The organism is Rhodococcus sp. RCBS9 (assembly GCF_029457415.1).
GTDB classification, from domain to species: Bacteria; Actinomycetota; Actinomycetes; order Mycobacteriales; family Mycobacteriaceae; genus Rhodococcus_F; species Rhodococcus_F qingshengii.
The window spans coordinates 44,766-58,707 of sequence record NZ_CP120422.1 but is presented as its reverse complement, the minus strand read 5'-3'; the positions used below and the strand labels follow the sequence as shown (position 1 = coordinate 58,707).

At 58.2% G+C, this 13,942-nt stretch carries 23 protein-coding genes and 1 pseudogene; all 24 read left to right on the top strand.

The window, feature by feature from the left end; translation table 11 throughout:
• Window positions 1-9: 9 nt before the first annotated feature.
• The 24 genes and pseudogenes from P0M12_RS00355 (at window position 10) to P0M12_RS00240 (ending at window position 13,587) form a co-directional block, all read left to right on the top strand.
• Window positions 10-774: a hypothetical protein gene (locus tag P0M12_RS00355; RefSeq protein WP_277377312.1), complete on the top strand. Its 765-nt coding sequence runs from the start codon at window positions 10-12 to the stop codon at window positions 772-774.
• The gene (locus P0M12_RS00350; RefSeq protein ID WP_210377358.1) at window positions 774-1,136 is read left to right on the top strand and encodes a hypothetical protein; all 363 of its coding nucleotides are present in this window, start codon (window positions 774-776) and stop codon (window positions 1,134-1,136) included. The genes P0M12_RS00355 and P0M12_RS00350 overlap by 1 nt, the downstream gene beginning before the upstream one ends.
• Window positions 1,133-1,312: a hypothetical protein gene (locus P0M12_RS00345; protein WP_210377356.1), complete on the top strand. Its 180-nt coding sequence runs from the start codon at window positions 1,133-1,135 to the stop codon at window positions 1,310-1,312. The genes P0M12_RS00350 and P0M12_RS00345 overlap by 4 nt, the downstream gene beginning before the upstream one ends.
• Before the next feature lie 433 nt (window positions 1,313-1,745).
• Window positions 1,746-2,573 carry a hypothetical protein gene (locus P0M12_RS00340; protein WP_210377354.1) on the top strand — a complete coding sequence of 276 codons (828 nt, stop codon included), beginning with the start codon at window positions 1,746-1,748 and terminating at the stop codon, window positions 2,571-2,573.
• Window positions 2,573-3,151: a hypothetical protein gene (locus tag P0M12_RS00335; protein ID WP_277377310.1), complete on the top strand. Its 579-nt coding sequence runs from the start codon at window positions 2,573-2,575 to the stop codon at window positions 3,149-3,151. The genes P0M12_RS00340 and P0M12_RS00335 overlap by 1 nt, the downstream gene beginning before the upstream one ends.
• Before the next feature lie 11 nt (window positions 3,152-3,162).
• Complete coding sequence (locus P0M12_RS00330) at window positions 3,163-3,546, top strand: hypothetical protein (protein WP_277377308.1); 384 nt, start codon at window positions 3,163-3,165, stop codon at window positions 3,544-3,546.
• Window positions 3,543-3,767, top strand: a complete 225-nt coding sequence (locus tag P0M12_RS00325; protein WP_210377349.1) for a hypothetical protein — start codon at window positions 3,543-3,545, stop codon at window positions 3,765-3,767. The genes P0M12_RS00330 and P0M12_RS00325 overlap by 4 nt, the downstream gene beginning before the upstream one ends.
• Window positions 3,764-4,471: a hypothetical protein gene (locus tag P0M12_RS00320; RefSeq protein WP_277377306.1), complete on the top strand. Its 708-nt coding sequence runs from the start codon at window positions 3,764-3,766 to the stop codon at window positions 4,469-4,471. Before P0M12_RS00325 ends, P0M12_RS00320 begins: the two co-directional genes overlap by 4 nt.
• Window positions 4,468-4,725: a hypothetical protein gene (locus P0M12_RS00315; protein WP_277377304.1), complete on the top strand. Its 258-nt coding sequence runs from the start codon at window positions 4,468-4,470 to the stop codon at window positions 4,723-4,725. The genes P0M12_RS00320 and P0M12_RS00315 overlap by 4 nt, the downstream gene beginning before the upstream one ends.
• 1,759 nt (window positions 4,726-6,484) lie before the next feature.
• Window positions 6,485-6,715 (top strand): annotated as a pseudogene (locus P0M12_RS00310) (DnaB-like helicase N-terminal domain-containing protein); the annotation flags it as partial.
• Window positions 6,716-6,988: 273 nt separating this feature from the next.
• A complete protein-coding gene (locus P0M12_RS00305; protein WP_277377944.1) occupies window positions 6,989-7,801 on the top strand; it encodes an AAA family ATPase in 813 nt (270 codons plus the stop codon).
• 8 nt (window positions 7,802-7,809) lie between these two features.
• A complete protein-coding gene (locus P0M12_RS00300) occupies window positions 7,810-8,025 on the top strand; it encodes a hypothetical protein (RefSeq protein ID WP_277377303.1) in 216 nt (71 codons plus the stop codon).
• A 499-nt stretch (window positions 8,026-8,524) separates the two neighbouring features.
• A complete protein-coding gene (locus P0M12_RS00295) occupies window positions 8,525-8,899 on the top strand; it encodes a single-stranded DNA-binding protein (RefSeq protein WP_277377302.1) in 375 nt (124 codons plus the stop codon).
• A 75-nt stretch (window positions 8,900-8,974) separates the two neighbouring features.
• Window positions 8,975-9,256: a hypothetical protein gene (locus P0M12_RS00290; protein ID WP_277377301.1), complete on the top strand. Its 282-nt coding sequence runs from the start codon at window positions 8,975-8,977 to the stop codon at window positions 9,254-9,256.
• Window positions 9,253-9,408 carry a hypothetical protein gene (locus P0M12_RS00285; RefSeq protein ID WP_277377300.1) on the top strand — a complete coding sequence of 52 codons (156 nt, stop codon included), beginning with the start codon at window positions 9,253-9,255 and terminating at the stop codon, window positions 9,406-9,408. The genes P0M12_RS00290 and P0M12_RS00285 overlap by 4 nt, the downstream gene beginning before the upstream one ends.
• A 117-nt stretch (window positions 9,409-9,525) precedes the next feature.
• Window positions 9,526-10,089 (top strand): RNA ligase family protein, encoded by a 564-nt coding sequence (locus P0M12_RS00280; RefSeq protein WP_277377299.1) that lies wholly within the window; start codon window positions 9,526-9,528, stop codon window positions 10,087-10,089.
• Window positions 10,086-10,535 carry a DUF3310 domain-containing protein gene (locus P0M12_RS00275; RefSeq protein ID WP_277377298.1) on the top strand — a complete coding sequence of 150 codons (450 nt, stop codon included), beginning with the start codon at window positions 10,086-10,088 and terminating at the stop codon, window positions 10,533-10,535. The genes P0M12_RS00280 and P0M12_RS00275 overlap by 4 nt, the downstream gene beginning before the upstream one ends.
• Complete coding sequence (locus P0M12_RS00270) at window positions 10,532-10,981, top strand: endonuclease VII domain-containing protein (RefSeq protein ID WP_210377335.1); 450 nt, start codon at window positions 10,532-10,534, stop codon at window positions 10,979-10,981. Before P0M12_RS00275 ends, P0M12_RS00270 begins: the two co-directional genes overlap by 4 nt.
• 8 nt (window positions 10,982-10,989) lie before the next feature.
• Window positions 10,990-11,820 (top strand): hypothetical protein, encoded by an 831-nt coding sequence (locus tag P0M12_RS00265; RefSeq protein ID WP_277377297.1) that lies wholly within the window; start codon window positions 10,990-10,992, stop codon window positions 11,818-11,820.
• Window positions 11,821-11,822: 2 nt separating this feature from the next.
• Window positions 11,823-12,152, top strand: coding sequence for a hypothetical protein (locus tag P0M12_RS00260; protein WP_277377296.1), 330 nt, complete (start codon window positions 11,823-11,825; stop codon window positions 12,150-12,152).
• On the top strand, window positions 12,149-12,562 hold the full coding sequence (locus P0M12_RS00255) for a hypothetical protein (protein ID WP_277377294.1): 414 nt from the start codon (window positions 12,149-12,151) through the stop codon (window positions 12,560-12,562). Before P0M12_RS00260 ends, P0M12_RS00255 begins: the two co-directional genes overlap by 4 nt.
• A gap of 268 nt (window positions 12,563-12,830) precedes the next feature.
• On the top strand, window positions 12,831-13,055 hold the full coding sequence (locus P0M12_RS00250; RefSeq protein ID WP_277377293.1) for a hypothetical protein: 225 nt from the start codon (window positions 12,831-12,833) through the stop codon (window positions 13,053-13,055).
• Entirely contained in the window at window positions 13,052-13,243 is a 192-nt protein-coding gene (locus P0M12_RS00245) for a hypothetical protein (RefSeq protein WP_277377292.1), read from the top strand. The genes P0M12_RS00250 and P0M12_RS00245 overlap by 4 nt, the downstream gene beginning before the upstream one ends.
• Window positions 13,240-13,587, top strand: a complete 348-nt coding sequence (locus tag P0M12_RS00240) for a hypothetical protein (protein ID WP_277377291.1) — start codon at window positions 13,240-13,242, stop codon at window positions 13,585-13,587. Before P0M12_RS00245 ends, P0M12_RS00240 begins: the two co-directional genes overlap by 4 nt.
• Window positions 13,588-13,942: the final 355 nt, after the last annotated feature.

Sequence of the window (13,942 nt, the reverse complement as noted above, 5' to 3'; positions counted from 1 at the left end):
TTCACTGACTTGCCCAAATGGAATGGCCCGGCACTGCACCACCAGTGGCCGGGCCTACGAACATCCCACTCAAAGGACCATTCAATGGAAACTATATCAATTCGCCGTGATGTTTGGGAAAACATGCAATCGGCGTTGGCGAAGGCCGTCCACTACATCACTGATCAAGAGTCCAGCGGAAGTGGTTGGCTGGATCGGCTGGGGGATTTGGTTGCGCAGCCCGGCACTACGATTGTCAGTCGAGATCAGGTTGCCGCTGAGGACGCCACGTTCGAGGGTTTTGCGGAGTTCTCGGATCACTCGCCGATCCCGTACACGTTGGCACCCCGCGTTTTTGATCGCGGTGACACCATCCCCGACGATGTGAAACGCCTCCGGCTGTCGAACGAGGAGAACAAGTCGTTCCAGGTTGTGGAACGCAAGGGATCTGGCAATTTCGGATTCCTGCATGTCAATCACAATGGCGGGTGGGGGCCGAGCGATACGACAGATCCCGCATGGGAAGACAGTGACTTCCCACTCACTGAGGTGTTCGAGGATGTGACGTACAGCGTTTTCGAGGCCCTCGATCATCTGAAGCATCACGGTGTTGATACGAATGCGGTTCGGCTGCATCGGTTTTTGAATACGGGTGCGGCTTGGACTGATGGGTTCGGGTTCCCTCGGGACTGTGTTTCGGAGTATCTCGTCGCAGGTGACGCGATGCCAATTGAGTTGCGGTTCTCGCCGGCGGGCCTGGCCGAGTTGGTTCGTATCATGAAGGTGGCTGTCTGATGGCGTACACGGATTCAGATCTGATTCACGAGTACAAGCATTTCCGGTCCTTCGGTTTCTCGAATGCGGAGATTGCCGAGAAGTTGGGCTATGTGAAGCCTGACGTGATGATGGCTCGTCTCAAACAGCTTGGGGTTGTCACGGATTCGGCGTATCAGGCGCGTGCTCGTGAGGTGGTGGATCGCTTGGTTTGTTCGGGTGTTCCGTTCACGGTCGAGATGTTGCCGACGTTGGCGGAGCCGTCGTTGGGATTCTCGTTGGTCAGGACTGCTCATGCTGAGGGGCGTGTTGTGAAGGTTGGCCGGTGTTCTTCTCGGCGTCCGCATTCGGGTGCTGTTGCGTGGCAGGGGGTTGCGGCATGACGAATCGTGAGCTTGAAGCTGCGGCTGATCGGTTGCTTGCCGCTGATCCTGAATGGTGCGAGGAGCGAGTCACATTCGCGGATCCTGCTGGTACGGCGGCTGACATGGATGTGTTGATCAATGGTGAGGGTTGGTTTCCGGATTTCCTGGCCCGCAAGTTTCGGATCCGGCGATGACCTCGTTGCCTCCTGATGAAGACCCGGAGGGTGAACTTGACTGGGTTAAGGGAGCTTTCGGCGCGACGATGCTATTGGGTGCATATGCGTATGCGCGGTTCAGGGGGTGGGTGCAGTGAAATCGCCTGTGTCTGTCAATGAGTGGCGTTTCTATGGGGCTGTGCTGGCTTCTTATCTGTTGGTGTGGTCTCAGATGGTGGGTGTGTTGTGAGTGTTCCGAGTGGTCCTCCGGTGTTGGATCCGCCGTTGGTGGGGTTGGGTTTTGATCCGGATGATGTTCCGGCTGCGTGCCCGCATTTTGATGTGGTTGAGGTGGCTGCTGCGGAGTTTGGTCGGGATTGTGTGTTGGTTGCGGGGCATGTGCCGCCGTGTGTGTTGGTGTCGGGTTCGGTTTTCAATGTGACGGAGGGCGATTCAAATCACTGATTACAGCGTGGTGAGAGATCAGTACGGGAGGCCCTTCGTCACCACAGACGGACAGCCACTCAAATACGAAGGCAAAAAGAAGACCCCCGTCAACGCTGTCGGCTACACCCGAGTATCGACACTCGCCGGCGCACTCGATGACAAATCGAACCTGGGGGACTGGCTGGCAGCGCAGACCGCTGTCGGTTTGATCCGCGAAAAGTCCGTCGCCGCGCAGGTCGCGTCACTGGTGTCCAAGTACAAGGATCCGTGGTCGCAGGCGAAAACGCAGATGAAGCAGCTCGTTTCGCGTGCTCAGACAGCTGCGTCGTCGGATGACGGATCGGGAAAGGGTACGGCGTTTCACGAGTTCACGGAGATTGTGGATGCGGGTGGTGAGCCTGAGTTCATGCCTGAGGAGTTCAAGCCGTGGATGGACTGCTACCGGGAGGTGATGTCCGACTACGAGGTGTTGGCTGCTGAAGAGTTTGTGGTTGTGGACGAGCTGCAGGCGGCGGGTTCGTTCGACAAGCTTTTGCGGCATAAGCGGTCTGGGCGTGTGCAGATTGGGGATTTGAAGACTGGTGCTTCGGATCCCCGGTATCCGCTGAAGGCTGCGATTCAGTTTGCTTCGTATGCGCATGGTGAGCGCTATGACCAAGTGACTGGTGCTCGTGAGGTGTTGCATGCGGATTTGGATTTGTCGGAGGCGGTGTTGATTCATGTGCCGATTCGGGGAAAGTCTCCTTCTGCTGCTGCGTATTCGGTTGATATTGGGGCTGGTTGGGAGTTCGCGAAGTTGGCTGTGCGGGTTCGTGAGGCTCGGAAGATGAAGCCGTTGGAGGTTGTGGCGTAATGGGCTATCAGAAGAATGACGACTACATCGAAGTTCCGGAACGGATCGCGGAGTTCCGAACCAAGTACCCGGAAGGTTCGCTGCAGCCGTGGGACAAGGCCAAACCGTATGAGGTTGTAGATCTTGGCGGAGTGGTTCACATCATTGTGGTTGCCGCGGCCTACCGTTCGCCGGATGATCCGCTGCCGGGTGTGGGTATGGCGCAGGAGGTCGTCCCTGGCAAGACGCCGTACACCAAGGGGTCTGAGTTGATGAATGCTGAGACTTCGGCGTGGGGTCGTGCGATTGTCGCGGCGCTGGCGGCTGACACGAAGCGTGGGATTGCTTCGGCTGAGGAAGTGCGGAACCGTCAAGCGGAACGCGATGTGCCGGATTCAAAGCCTGCAGCTCAGCCCAAACCTGAAGATGCCGAGGCAGCAGACCTTCGGGCGAAGATCATCGCTGCAGCACAGGCTGCTCAGTTCACACCCGCTCAGGTGACCGGCCTTGTTGGTGAGGCCGGAGGCAAGGGCGGGTTGAACACTGAAACTGATCTGGCGGTCCTCCGCGCTGTACTTGCTCTGATACCTCCGTTCTGATGAGCGGCGATGTGAGAGACGTTCTCCTTTCTGAGCAACTCGATCCCACCTCGCCTGCCTACGTCAACGCTCGACTCTACGAACTCGAACAGTTCTTTCAGGAAATGCCTGATCTGTTGGAGTCGATCGAGGGTGCCCACGATGAGGCGACCGAAGCTCATTTGTTGGCTGAGGCGTGGGCGCAATTGGAGGCAGACGGGAAGACTGCGGCGGATCGTGAGGCGCAGGTGTTATTGAAGACGGCTGAGTCTCGGAAGGTGTTGCAGGCTGCGAAGTCTGCTCTGCGTCATGCGAAGGCTCGGGTGAAGGCGCGTTCGGAGGAGAAGGACACGTTGATTACGCGGTCGGTGAATTTGCGTCGTGAGATGGATTTGAGCGGAAGGGGCAGGCCGTGAGGGTGTTTGAGTTCGGGGATCTGATTCCCGATGACGTTGAGCGTGTGGGGTCGCCTGACGGTGATGAGTATGTGCGGGCCGAAAACGGTGCGTTCAAGTTGGTGCGGGATCCGGGCGAGTTGCCTGGATATCTGCGTTCAAATACGGGCGCGGTGGGTCCAGAACCGCTGCGCGCAGCTTGGTTTGATTTCGAGTTTCCTTTGATGGAGGTTGCGGTATGAGTGTGACGGCAGATCAGATTGAGGCAGTAGCTGAGCATGCTGAGGCTGTGCATCTTGTTGGTGCGGCTCAGCAGTTGCGCGGTCGGGCCGCTCATGTGCGGTTGGTGGAGTCGCAGCCTGCTGAGGTTGTGGAGTTGGCTGCGGCGATCCGGAATGCGTACTACAACGATGGTGTGCGGCGGGAGTTATTGTCGTCGCGGGATCCGGGTCAGTGGTTGCGTATGGCGGTGGAGGCTAAGTCTGCGTTGGATGCTGGTGCGGTTGGGCCTCGTGTGTTCGAGCGCGGCAGCATCATTCCCGACGATGTACAGAGGGTTGTCGACACAGACGGCGACGTGTGGACTCGTAGACCCAACGGCGAGTTCTCCTTGCAGGGGTCATCCGAGGACGGTTACATGCCGTCAAATACTGATGGCGAGGGCCATGGTGGCGATTTGTGGGGCTACTATCTGCCACTCACCGAGGTGCTGGACGAACCGAAACCGCCGACGCCGCGTGTCTTCCATAAAGGTGACGAAATCCCGGACGACGTGACGCTCGTTCGCACCGCTGACGATCAGACCCTCGCGGTGAGGCTGAAAACTGGCGTTTGGCGTTACGTGGAGGACCTTGAGGAGGCGCGAACCGCTCGCGAGAATCGACGCAACGGCTGGAGCGTGTTCGGGGAGTCGGAGTTTCCTCTGACAGAGGTGTTGGAGTCATGACACCCGAAGAGGTCGACCAACTCGCCCTCAACCACGCCGGCGAACCCGACATTCACAACGCAATCCAATACATCCACACCCTGCAACAACGCAACGACAACCTGTCCAAAGCGCACAGGATAGCCGAAAACCTTGCAGAACAGTATCGGATCCCGCTGACAGCGTTGCGCGGGTTGAACCGCAAGTTCCGGGCAGGCGAGATCGATCAGGTCCAATTCAATGCGGGCGTCAACTACCACGCCACCGACAACTAGGAACAACACAACATGGGTTGGCAACAACAAGCGAAATGTCTGACCGCCGATCCTGAACTCTGGTACGTCACCAACCTTCCTGCCGAGGATCCTGTCGGGGCAGCTCGCGAGTTGTGCGCTGGCTGCCCCGTGCTGCGGGACTGCGCTGCTGATGCGGCGAAACCTATCGACATGACAGCGCTGTTGGGGACGTTCGAAGAACCGGACCTCATTCACGTGTCTGGTGTGGTTCGTGCGGGAATCATTTGCGATGAGTAACGCACTCGCGCAGCTTCTTTCCATCGCAGAGGGTGAACCGGTCGCCGATTGGTACGGCGGATCTTGCGTCGATTGTGGGCGCAGCATGTACCGCAAAGGACACCTCGCGCAGGGCAAGCCGCGTGGATGGGTTTGCAAGGGCGCACAGGGCAAGTGCATGTCGTGCTATCAGAGGAAGCGTCGTCGGGAGCGGGGACATATGCCGCGCCGTTCTGCAGCGTTGAGCCGTTGCGTGGTGTGTGGGCGTTCGATCAGGTATGCGGATGAGCCTGCAACGGTGGGTGAGTTGGTTCGGTCGAGTTTGTCGACGTGTAGGTCATGTATTGCTCCGAGGCCTGACGATCCGGTGGCGTGTTCGTTGTGTGCGCGCAGGTTTGGGTCGACGGGGCCGTTGGGTGGGCGTGTGCGGTTGGGGATTCGGAGGTCGGGTGTGTGTACGACGTGTCGGGATCGTGAGTCTCAGAGGAGGAAGCGTGGCCGGGCGAAGGACGGGGCCGGATAGGCGGACGGTGGAGCTGGTGACGAAGCGGGCCGGCGGGGATTGCGAATGCTGCGGTATGGGTGCCGCGGAGCAGATACATCACAGGAAACCCCGCGGTATGGGCGGGACCAGAGACCCGGCTATCAATGCGGCATCAAATTTGCTTTTCATTTGCGCGGCGTGCCATCGCGATATCGAGTCGAATCGTTCATCGTCTATGGAGTTTGGGCATATCGTCCGGAATTCTGGGGATTCTTTGTCGACGGCGGTTTATCGGCGTGGAGTGAAGTCGCTTTTGGATGATGATGGAGGTTGGATGATTTGCGTATCAGATCCATAAAACCTGAGTTCTGGCGTTCGCTGGATGTGACGCAGCATTCGATTCCAACGCGGCTCCTGTTTATTGGGCTCTGGAATTATGTGGACGATAACGGCGTGGGGTTGGACTCGGCGGAACTCATTCGGTCCGATCTGTTCCCGATGGACGATGTCACTGAGTCCTCAGTGAGGGTTCACGGAGGGCTCACTGAGCTCTCAAGTAGTGGTCAAATCGTGCGATACATCGGGGCCGATGGTCGGCCGTACTTGTACATCTCGAATTGGGCCGTTCATCAGAAGATCAACCGACCTACTCGCTCGAATAAACCGCTCCCTACCAGCGACGGCGTCAAACTCACTGAATCCTCAGTGAGTCCTCACGGAGCCCTCACTGAGCCCTCACTGCAGGAGCAAGGGAGCAAGGGAACAAGGGAACGAGGGATCGAGGGTGGTTCACGCAAGCGTCCCAGCCTTCCAATCCCTTCGGATTGGGTTCCGAATCAGTCGCACATCGAACGAGCGCGTGCCCGCGGCATGAACGTCGAAGTGCTCGCAGAGGAGATACGTAACTGGGCGGAGTCCAAAGATGAGCGGAAAGTCAATTGGGACGCGGCTTTCACCAATTGGATTAATCGGGCCGACAAAAAGCCCAGTAACACTCTCGTGAATCAGGATGCACCTTTATGGCAGGAGTGAAATGGATTGATTGAGGTTGAATACGATCGTGAAGTAGCGTGGGATGAATTGCAGGAGAAAACCCTTCTCGGGTTGGCGGTCCAATTCCCTGACCGGTGCGGTGACGCGCTACTGACTGTTGAGCCTGACGATTGGTATCACCCGGCGCATAAAGAGCTCGCGGCGGTAATCGTGAAGATGTTGCGCTCGAAGCAGTCGGTGGACACGGTGACCTTGGCAGGGCAGTTGCAGGCACAGGGTCTGACGAGGTTTTGGGATGCGGTGAAGATCTTCGGGCTAACTGAGTTGGCTTGGAGGCCTGAGAGCGCTTCTCAGATCGCCGCAAGGCTTAGGGAACTCTCTGGTAGGCGGAAGCTTGCTGACGCGTGTCAGCGGACCACTCAGCGGCTGCAATCGCTCTCCGACATCGACGGGTCAGCGGAAGTTCGCGTAGCGACCAAACTATTACGCGAAGCCTGCGATGCCGCAGAAGACACCGCAGCGGATCGAGAAACGCCACTCCCCAGAGGTATGAGTGACTTTCTTGCAGCCGAAACTCAAGCGCGTCAATGGCTCGTTCCAGGGCTACTTGAGCGGATGGACCGAACTGTCATCACTGGGGCAGAGGGTGGCGGTAAATCCGTTCTCTGCTCACAAATCGCGGCATGCCTCGCCGGCGGAGTGCACCCATTCGGCGGCAACGTCATGGGTGACGGAAACCAATCAGTGCGAGTGCTCGTAATCGACTGCGAAAACTCCGACGATCAGTCACGCCGCAGATACAGGTGGGTCATCGACCGTGTGAAAGCGATCCGAGAGCAGCACGGGCATGGCTTGGTGGACTGGAACGATCAGATGCGAATTGATACGAAACCGGCTGGGATCGATCTTCTGTCGGGTCGAGACATTTCGTGGCTGGAGAACGCGATTCAGTCGTTGGCACCCGACCTGTTGGTGTTAGGGCCGTTGTACAAACTGCACCATCGTGACCCGTCTGAGGAGACTTCGGCGCGGGAAGTGGCTCACGTGATTGACGGGTTGCGTGAGCGTCACGGGTTCGCGTTGCTTACTGAGGCGCACGCGGGCAATTCGAATGACATGCAGGGGCAGCGGGTTATGCGTCCGATCGGGTCTTCGTTGTGGCGTCGTTGGCCTGAGTTCGGGTTCGGTATTCGCCGGGCGAAGAGCGATCCGGGTTTGGCTCGGGCATCGATGGTGGATGTGGTGTCGTGGCGCGGGTCTCGTGAGGAGCGTGCGTGGCCAGCTTCATTGCAGCACGGAGCGGTGGGATTGCCATGGATTCCTGATGCCGAGTACTACGACTCGATGAACAACTATGAGTAGGAGTGTTTATGGCTAAATCTGTTGTGGCCGAGGACTTTGAGAAGATTCTTGTGGCCGTGTTTGTGTTGATCGGTTTGTGGGTGTTGTCGCCTTGGTTGTTGATGGTGGCGTTGGGTGCGATCTATCCGTGGGGGATCAGTTTCTGGCAGGCGTTCTTCGGCCTGTTGGTGGTTGGTTTGGTCGGGGGACGCTGGCACGGCTCACGGCGAAAGGTAGGTGCGTGATGCCCCTGAACATCACGTTCTCGACAGGGCAGAAGTCGTCAATCACGTTGAAAGACATCCGCGAACTCCATTCTGCAACCCGGGACTGGCATGAGAACACGAGGGTCGATTTGAACGTCGATCGCGGCTACAACCAGTTAGATCCTGGCGGGACAACGATCACGTGCTCTCAGGACCAGAGACTGGAACAGGGGAGCGCGAGGCGTATGGATGCTCGCGGCCCGAACGCATGACCAACCTGGTTTGGCGAATCATGCCACCCGAGGAGGTCGGCGAATTGGAGGCATGTCAAGCGCTGGAACCTAAGCGGCGCGCCAGACAGATGCAGTGCGTCTGTGGTCGATTCGTCAAGCGGTCTACGTTCTGGCGACGGGGTTACGACGTCAATGGCATGTCCAGTTGGGGCTGGCACTGCTCCCAGTGTGGCGACATGGTCGAACGATCGTGAAACGCCTGAAACATTCTGTAAAACAAACCATCTAACGAAAGAGAGCATCACATGGCTTTGGCCAATCTGAGTGGCAAGGGTTTCATCATCGGAGAAATTGAACTCAAATTCATCGGCGACCGACCCGTCGCCAACTTCCCCGTCGCATTCAACAAAGACAAGAAAAACGAATCAACCGGGCAGTGGGAGAAGGACAAGAGCGCAGTAATCCGTTGCGCCGCATGGGGACCACTCGCGGAGTTCGTGAAGGAAAACTTCGACGCGAAGACTGAGATTGAACTGTCGGGTGAGTTTTACATCCGCCCGTACGAGAAGGACGGGGAGACTCGCCAGTCGGCTGAGTTGACGGTTCGGACGGTGTCGAGCCCGATCCCGAAGCGTAAGAGCAACAATGACGCACCTGCGGACCCCTGGGGCAGCGCATAACCCATAGCTGAATACACCTGCACGGGAGGATCACACAGCTGTGGTCCTCCCTTTCTCATGCCCAAAGGAGAAAACATGACTGCAATAGCCTGGCCCACAGCTCAACCCGCCACCGGGTATGCCGGCCACGCCGAGATCTACGACATCGAAGACGGCCCCACAGCCCACGGCAAACAACTGTTGGTGTGGACGATCATCGAGCCGGATGCGTCGGATCCGGATGTTGAGCGTGCGTCGACTGTGGTGTTTACGCGGTTTGGTGGGGTGCCGTTGTTTGAGGGTTCTGTTCGTTCTCATGAGAAGGCGTTGGCTGCTTGCGGGTATGAGTTGGTGCCGGTGGAGGAAATCGCAGCATGAGTGAACGTCTAGAACGAGCACAAGTGTGGGTAGATACAGCCCTCGAATCCATAGGGCAAAGCGACCACGAATCCGCGACAGGTGAACTTCTGATCGCCGTCGACCAACTGATCACCGAAATCCGTGAACTACGAATCGAGTTGGGCAAATGACGCTTGTTGATGGTTTGTGTGTCCGATCCGAGTTCCCACCCGAATGGTGCTGGCACTGCAGAGACCTGCCCGACGACCCATTCGATGGCTTCCCCAACCCAGAACAGGAGACTGAACATGAGTGACTTCGAATTCAAGCCCTGGCCCAAAACGCCACGCCTCAAACGATCCGTCGTGATCACCGAAAAGATTGACGGCACAAACGCCTGCATCTACGTCAACGATGACCAAACATTCGTAGGCGCACAATCACGCAACCGCATCGTCACCCCAGACAACGACAACGCAGGATTCGCCCGCTGGGTTTACGCCAATGCCGGCGCACTCGCAGACACCCTCGGGCCCGGATATCACTACGGCGAATGGTGGGGTAGCGGAATTCAACGCGCCTACGGCCTGAAGAACGGCGACAAGCGATTTAGTTTGTTCAACGTGGATCGTTGGCAGTCACATGCTGATGAGTTGGCGGCAGTCGATTCTTTGGGTGTGGTGCCGGTGTTGTACCGCGGCGACTTCACTACGAATGCGGTGGATGACACTGTCGCGGAGTTGGCTGAGTCTGGTTCGCGTGTAGCTGATTTCGATCGTCCTGAGGGTGTGATTGTTTATCTGCCGGCTGCGCGTCAGGGTTTCAAGGTGCTGATCGAGAATGATCATTTGCCGAAGGGGTTGGCAGCGTGAGCGATATTCGCGAGTTTGATGAGATGTGGGCGGACTACGCCACCGCCAACTTCGGATTCCCGCAACCTGGATTCCTAACGGCCTACTTCAGCGATCCGCATACGAAGTGGCTTCTGTTCTCGGTGCCGGGTGGCAACTACAAGTGGAAGCGTGAGGTTCCGTTGCAGTGTGACGGGCTGGGTGATCCTGGTGCTGATCCAGCTGCAGAGTGGGATGTGCCAGACAAGCCAACTGACTATGAACTGCAGTCAGACGCAATCAACCCCAACCACTACCGCAGCCACCCCAGCGGCATCGAATGCATTCAGATCACCGAGCACATGGGGTTCCTGCTCGGAAACGCAACCAAGTACATCTGGCGTGCAGACCTCAAGCATGACAGTCCGATTGAGGACATCGACAAGGCAATCTGGTACTTGGAACGGTACAAGGCACTGAGATCGTGAAACCGTGCGTTGACTGCGTGGCCGAGAACATCACCACCAACCGGCCAATCGCCACAGACAAACGAACCGGCAAACCAGTACCCGGACCACGCTGCACGACCCACCACCGAGCCAAACGTGCAGCCACCAAGGCGAAATCACACGCCCGCTACGTCCAAAACACCTACAAACTGCCGCCAGGAATGTACCCCGCAATCCTGGCGGCACAAGGCGGACGTTGCTACATCTGCCAAAGAGCGTCAGGAAAGGCGCGGATGCTCGCTGTCGATCACGACCACAGTTGCTGCCCTGGCGGGGAATCGTGCGGCAAATGTGTTCGGAGCCTTCTCTGTTCGCCGTGCAATCAGCTGTTGGGGCATTTGCGGGATGACGTGGAGGCGTTGCGTCGGGCAGTTGTGGTGATTCGGGATAAGCCCGCTCAGGCGGTGATCAATTCATTGAACTAGGAGAACACATGATTGAAAGTCGGATTGAGAAGCTCACGCGCATCGGGCAGGAGATGGCGGCAGCCGTCGCTGAGATGAACGCTGAAGCCGTAGACCTCACGCCTGACCTCACCACCGAACTTGCAAACCGGCAGATTGAGGGTGAAGCAGCGTGGTGGCGAAGCGTCGACTTCGACCGAAATGCCAGTCGCACTTTCGAGTCAATGACCGGAGATTCGCAGCAGGCTGTGCGAACCGGGGTTGAGCGGGTCCTCGCGCATCTCCAGTCCACTGGCCGTCTCATCCCTGCCGGCGGTATGGCACTCACCGCCGAACAGGTGAAAGACGTGCGGATCGTGCTCGGCCTGAATGGTTCGCAGGACATCAAGGTTGTGCTCGATGCGCAGGCCCGTCTCCGCGCCCTGTTCCCGGCAACCGAACCCGCCGAGGATGGTTGGGGTGACGTGAACCCGAACGATCCACTGGGCCGCACCTACCGCGAGACCGCTGAGGAGTACTACTCCGCCCCTGCCGAACCCGCCGAGGAGGAGACGAAAGCGGAAACGTGCGCAGGCATCTTCCAGGGTGATCGCGCTTACCTGTGTGCGCTGGCGGCCGGGCACTACGGCGATCACACAACGGCAAATGGTGAGCACTGGCAGAAGTCGTCCTCCTCGCCGGCTGTCCCTGCCCCCACCGAAACCGGACCGTGGAAGCGGATCGAAGACGTACCCGAGAACGTGATGGTCCGCGGCACAGACGGAACTTGGCGAGGTGACCCTGACGGCTGGCTCAGATCACCCGGCGCCCGCGCAAGTGCCAACCTCTGTGCCCCGTTCGTTGCGGCCGAGGAGGGGTGAGCATGAGCGCGGACGGCTGGCGGATCTTCCTCATCTGCCGAACAGAGAAGTGCAATCACCCCGAACACGAAAAGTCAGCCAAAGCGAAGTGGAAGACGTTCCTCGCAACCGAAACCATCTTCGCCGGCGCGAAACTCGTACACGCGGAACGCTGCTCGATGCTGTGGCAGGCCAGCCACGGCGGCACCTATGTCGATGCTCATCGGCGGCATTGCGGGGAGGGAAGTGTTCGACACGTTGCGTGTATCGCGAACAAGCCGTGGTTCATCGACCTATGGAGTGACACACATTCATCTGCCGGCGAGCAAATGACATTGGGGGTGGCGGCATGAGCCTTGAATACATCCGAAAGAACTACCAGGTACCAGCGAGCCGAGGCCAACGGATCACATTCTTCGGAGGCGACGACATCGACTTCGGAACAATCGTGGGATCAACCAGAGCTACAGCGCATCTCCGAGTGCGACTCGACAACGACCCGACACGGATCCATTCGTTGCATCCGACATGGAAAGTTCACTACGGAGACCTGTCCAGGTTGATCGGTGTTCGCGAACTATCAGGCAGGGACGTTGTCGGCATTCCAATGGACCAGCTCAGTGCCGACGCGATTGAGGAGATCCTGCTGGGCTACGACATTGGTAGCGACCACACTGTCATCGATTTCGCCGATGCAGCACAGGGAATTCTGGAATACCTGCTTTCGTCGGTCGTCACCCAAGGGGCCGAGGTGTCCTCGTGACTGGGGTGGATGTTGAGCACACGAAAGCGCTGATAGCCGAGGCGATTCGAGAAGTCCCATTATCTCGTCGGCGTGCGATCACTTTGGACCCGCCCATTGCGTTCAAGTTGGTGTAGCAGGCGGACGCCCTGGTTGCGGCTGTCGAGCGAGTCCAAGCACTGCACACGCCCGACGAGTTCGGGATGTGCGAAGGCTGCGGAAGCAACGAACACGGATATGCCATCGTCCCTCACCCTTGCCTCGCAATCCGAGAATTGGAGACACCATCATGAGCACAAAGATTTGGAACTGGGGCGACTTCGACAACGGGCACGACCCAATCGTTGAGTGCCCCGGGGAAGTTCATCAGCCCGGCATCACCATCGACAACCGATATGGCGACGACCTCAACATCCGATTCGATCAGCTCGACCCCCTCATTAAGCACCTCAAGGCGTGCAAGCAATTCCTGTACGAGCGCGGACTCGACGAGCCCGAAGGGGGGCAGCAATGAGCGCATTGACCACCTGCAACAACTGCGGCCACCTAGCCCAATCCGATCGCGAGGTCATGGAATGGGCACTGACACGAGAAATGCCACGCCGCATTCCGAACAAGTGGGACGTCAAAGACCTTGTCGGAACAGTCTTCGCGGTCATCGAATCGCTGGGATACAGCAAGCCTTCGGAGGAGTCGTTGTGAGTGAGATCCGATCACAGGCCACACCAGCGAGAGACGAACTGGTGCACATATTGGCCGGCGCAGTTCTCGACAACCCCGGTGGCATTGGGACGCTGCCACAGCACGCGGCCGACCGACTCCTCGCCGCTGGTTGGTCGAAGCCTCACACGGTGAACAGCGCGGCCGAGTTGGATGCGCTGCCGGTGGGGTCAGTCGTCTGGACACAAGCCCTAGTAGGTCCAGTCGGTCACATCTTCGTCAAATGCGCACGCATGTGGATTATTCCGTGGCACGACACCGCCGAAGACCCGCTAGAGCAAAACGGCAGTGTCACCGTCCTCTTCACTCCGGGGGATGCGGGATGACGCCGCAGGTTCCGTATGAAGAGATGCGGCGACTGTGCGGACTGCCCGACATTGAGCACCTCGATCTGATGGCTCTCATCCGAAAGCATGGACTGAACCAGGCGATCAGCTTCATGCAACTGACCGGCACTTTCCAGCAGCAGGAGGACGGGAGAATTCAGTGGACGCCCGATCCGTCGCCTTGGTGGGTTCCAGTCGATAGGCCATCGATCGAATCAACCCAGTGGACGTATGGCCGGCGTACTGGAAGCACGGGCGGTTTCCTTGGTGGGCGTAAACCTGAGGTTGCTACCCCGCTACCGAAACCCTCAACCAGTCCGCCGATGTGGGCAAACAACCCAGCCCGCACACGCAG

What these genes read in the sequence shown, in the direction of transcription:
- P0M12_RS00350 (WP_210377358.1), top strand. Translation starts at nt 774, where the DNA reads ATGGCGTACACGGATTCAGATCTGATTCACGAGTACAAGCATTTCCGG.
- P0M12_RS00345 (WP_210377356.1), top strand. Translation starts at nt 1,133, where the DNA reads ATGACGAATCGTGAGCTTGAAGCTGCGGCTGATCGGTTGCTTGCCGCT.
- P0M12_RS00335 (WP_277377310.1), top strand. Translation starts at nt 2,573, where the DNA reads ATGGGCTATCAGAAGAATGACGACTACATCGAAGTTCCGGAACGGATC.
- P0M12_RS00320 (WP_277377306.1), top strand. Translation starts at nt 3,764, where the DNA reads ATGAGTGTGACGGCAGATCAGATTGAGGCAGTAGCTGAGCATGCTGAG.
- P0M12_RS00315 (WP_277377304.1), top strand. Translation starts at nt 4,468, where the DNA reads ATGACACCCGAAGAGGTCGACCAACTCGCCCTCAACCACGCCGGCGAA.
- P0M12_RS00305 (WP_277377944.1), top strand. Translation starts at nt 6,989, where the DNA reads ATGAGTGACTTTCTTGCAGCCGAAACTCAAGCGCGTCAATGGCTCGTT.
- P0M12_RS00300 (WP_277377303.1), top strand. Translation starts at nt 7,810, where the DNA reads ATGGCTAAATCTGTTGTGGCCGAGGACTTTGAGAAGATTCTTGTGGCC.
- P0M12_RS00295 (WP_277377302.1), top strand. Translation starts at nt 8,525, where the DNA reads ATGGCTTTGGCCAATCTGAGTGGCAAGGGTTTCATCATCGGAGAAATT.
- P0M12_RS00290 (WP_277377301.1), top strand. Translation starts at nt 8,975, where the DNA reads ATGACTGCAATAGCCTGGCCCACAGCTCAACCCGCCACCGGGTATGCC.
- P0M12_RS00285 (WP_277377300.1), top strand. Translation starts at nt 9,253, where the DNA reads ATGAGTGAACGTCTAGAACGAGCACAAGTGTGGGTAGATACAGCCCTC.
- P0M12_RS00280 (WP_277377299.1), top strand. Translation starts at nt 9,526, where the DNA reads ATGAGTGACTTCGAATTCAAGCCCTGGCCCAAAACGCCACGCCTCAAA.
- P0M12_RS00265 (WP_277377297.1), top strand. Translation starts at nt 10,990, where the DNA reads ATGATTGAAAGTCGGATTGAGAAGCTCACGCGCATCGGGCAGGAGATG.
- P0M12_RS00260 (WP_277377296.1), top strand. Translation starts at nt 11,823, where the DNA reads ATGAGCGCGGACGGCTGGCGGATCTTCCTCATCTGCCGAACAGAGAAG.
- P0M12_RS00255 (WP_277377294.1), top strand. Translation starts at nt 12,149, where the DNA reads ATGAGCCTTGAATACATCCGAAAGAACTACCAGGTACCAGCGAGCCGA.
- P0M12_RS00250 (WP_277377293.1), top strand. Translation starts at nt 12,831, where the DNA reads ATGAGCACAAAGATTTGGAACTGGGGCGACTTCGACAACGGGCACGAC.
- P0M12_RS00245 (WP_277377292.1), top strand. Translation starts at nt 13,052, where the DNA reads ATGAGCGCATTGACCACCTGCAACAACTGCGGCCACCTAGCCCAATCC.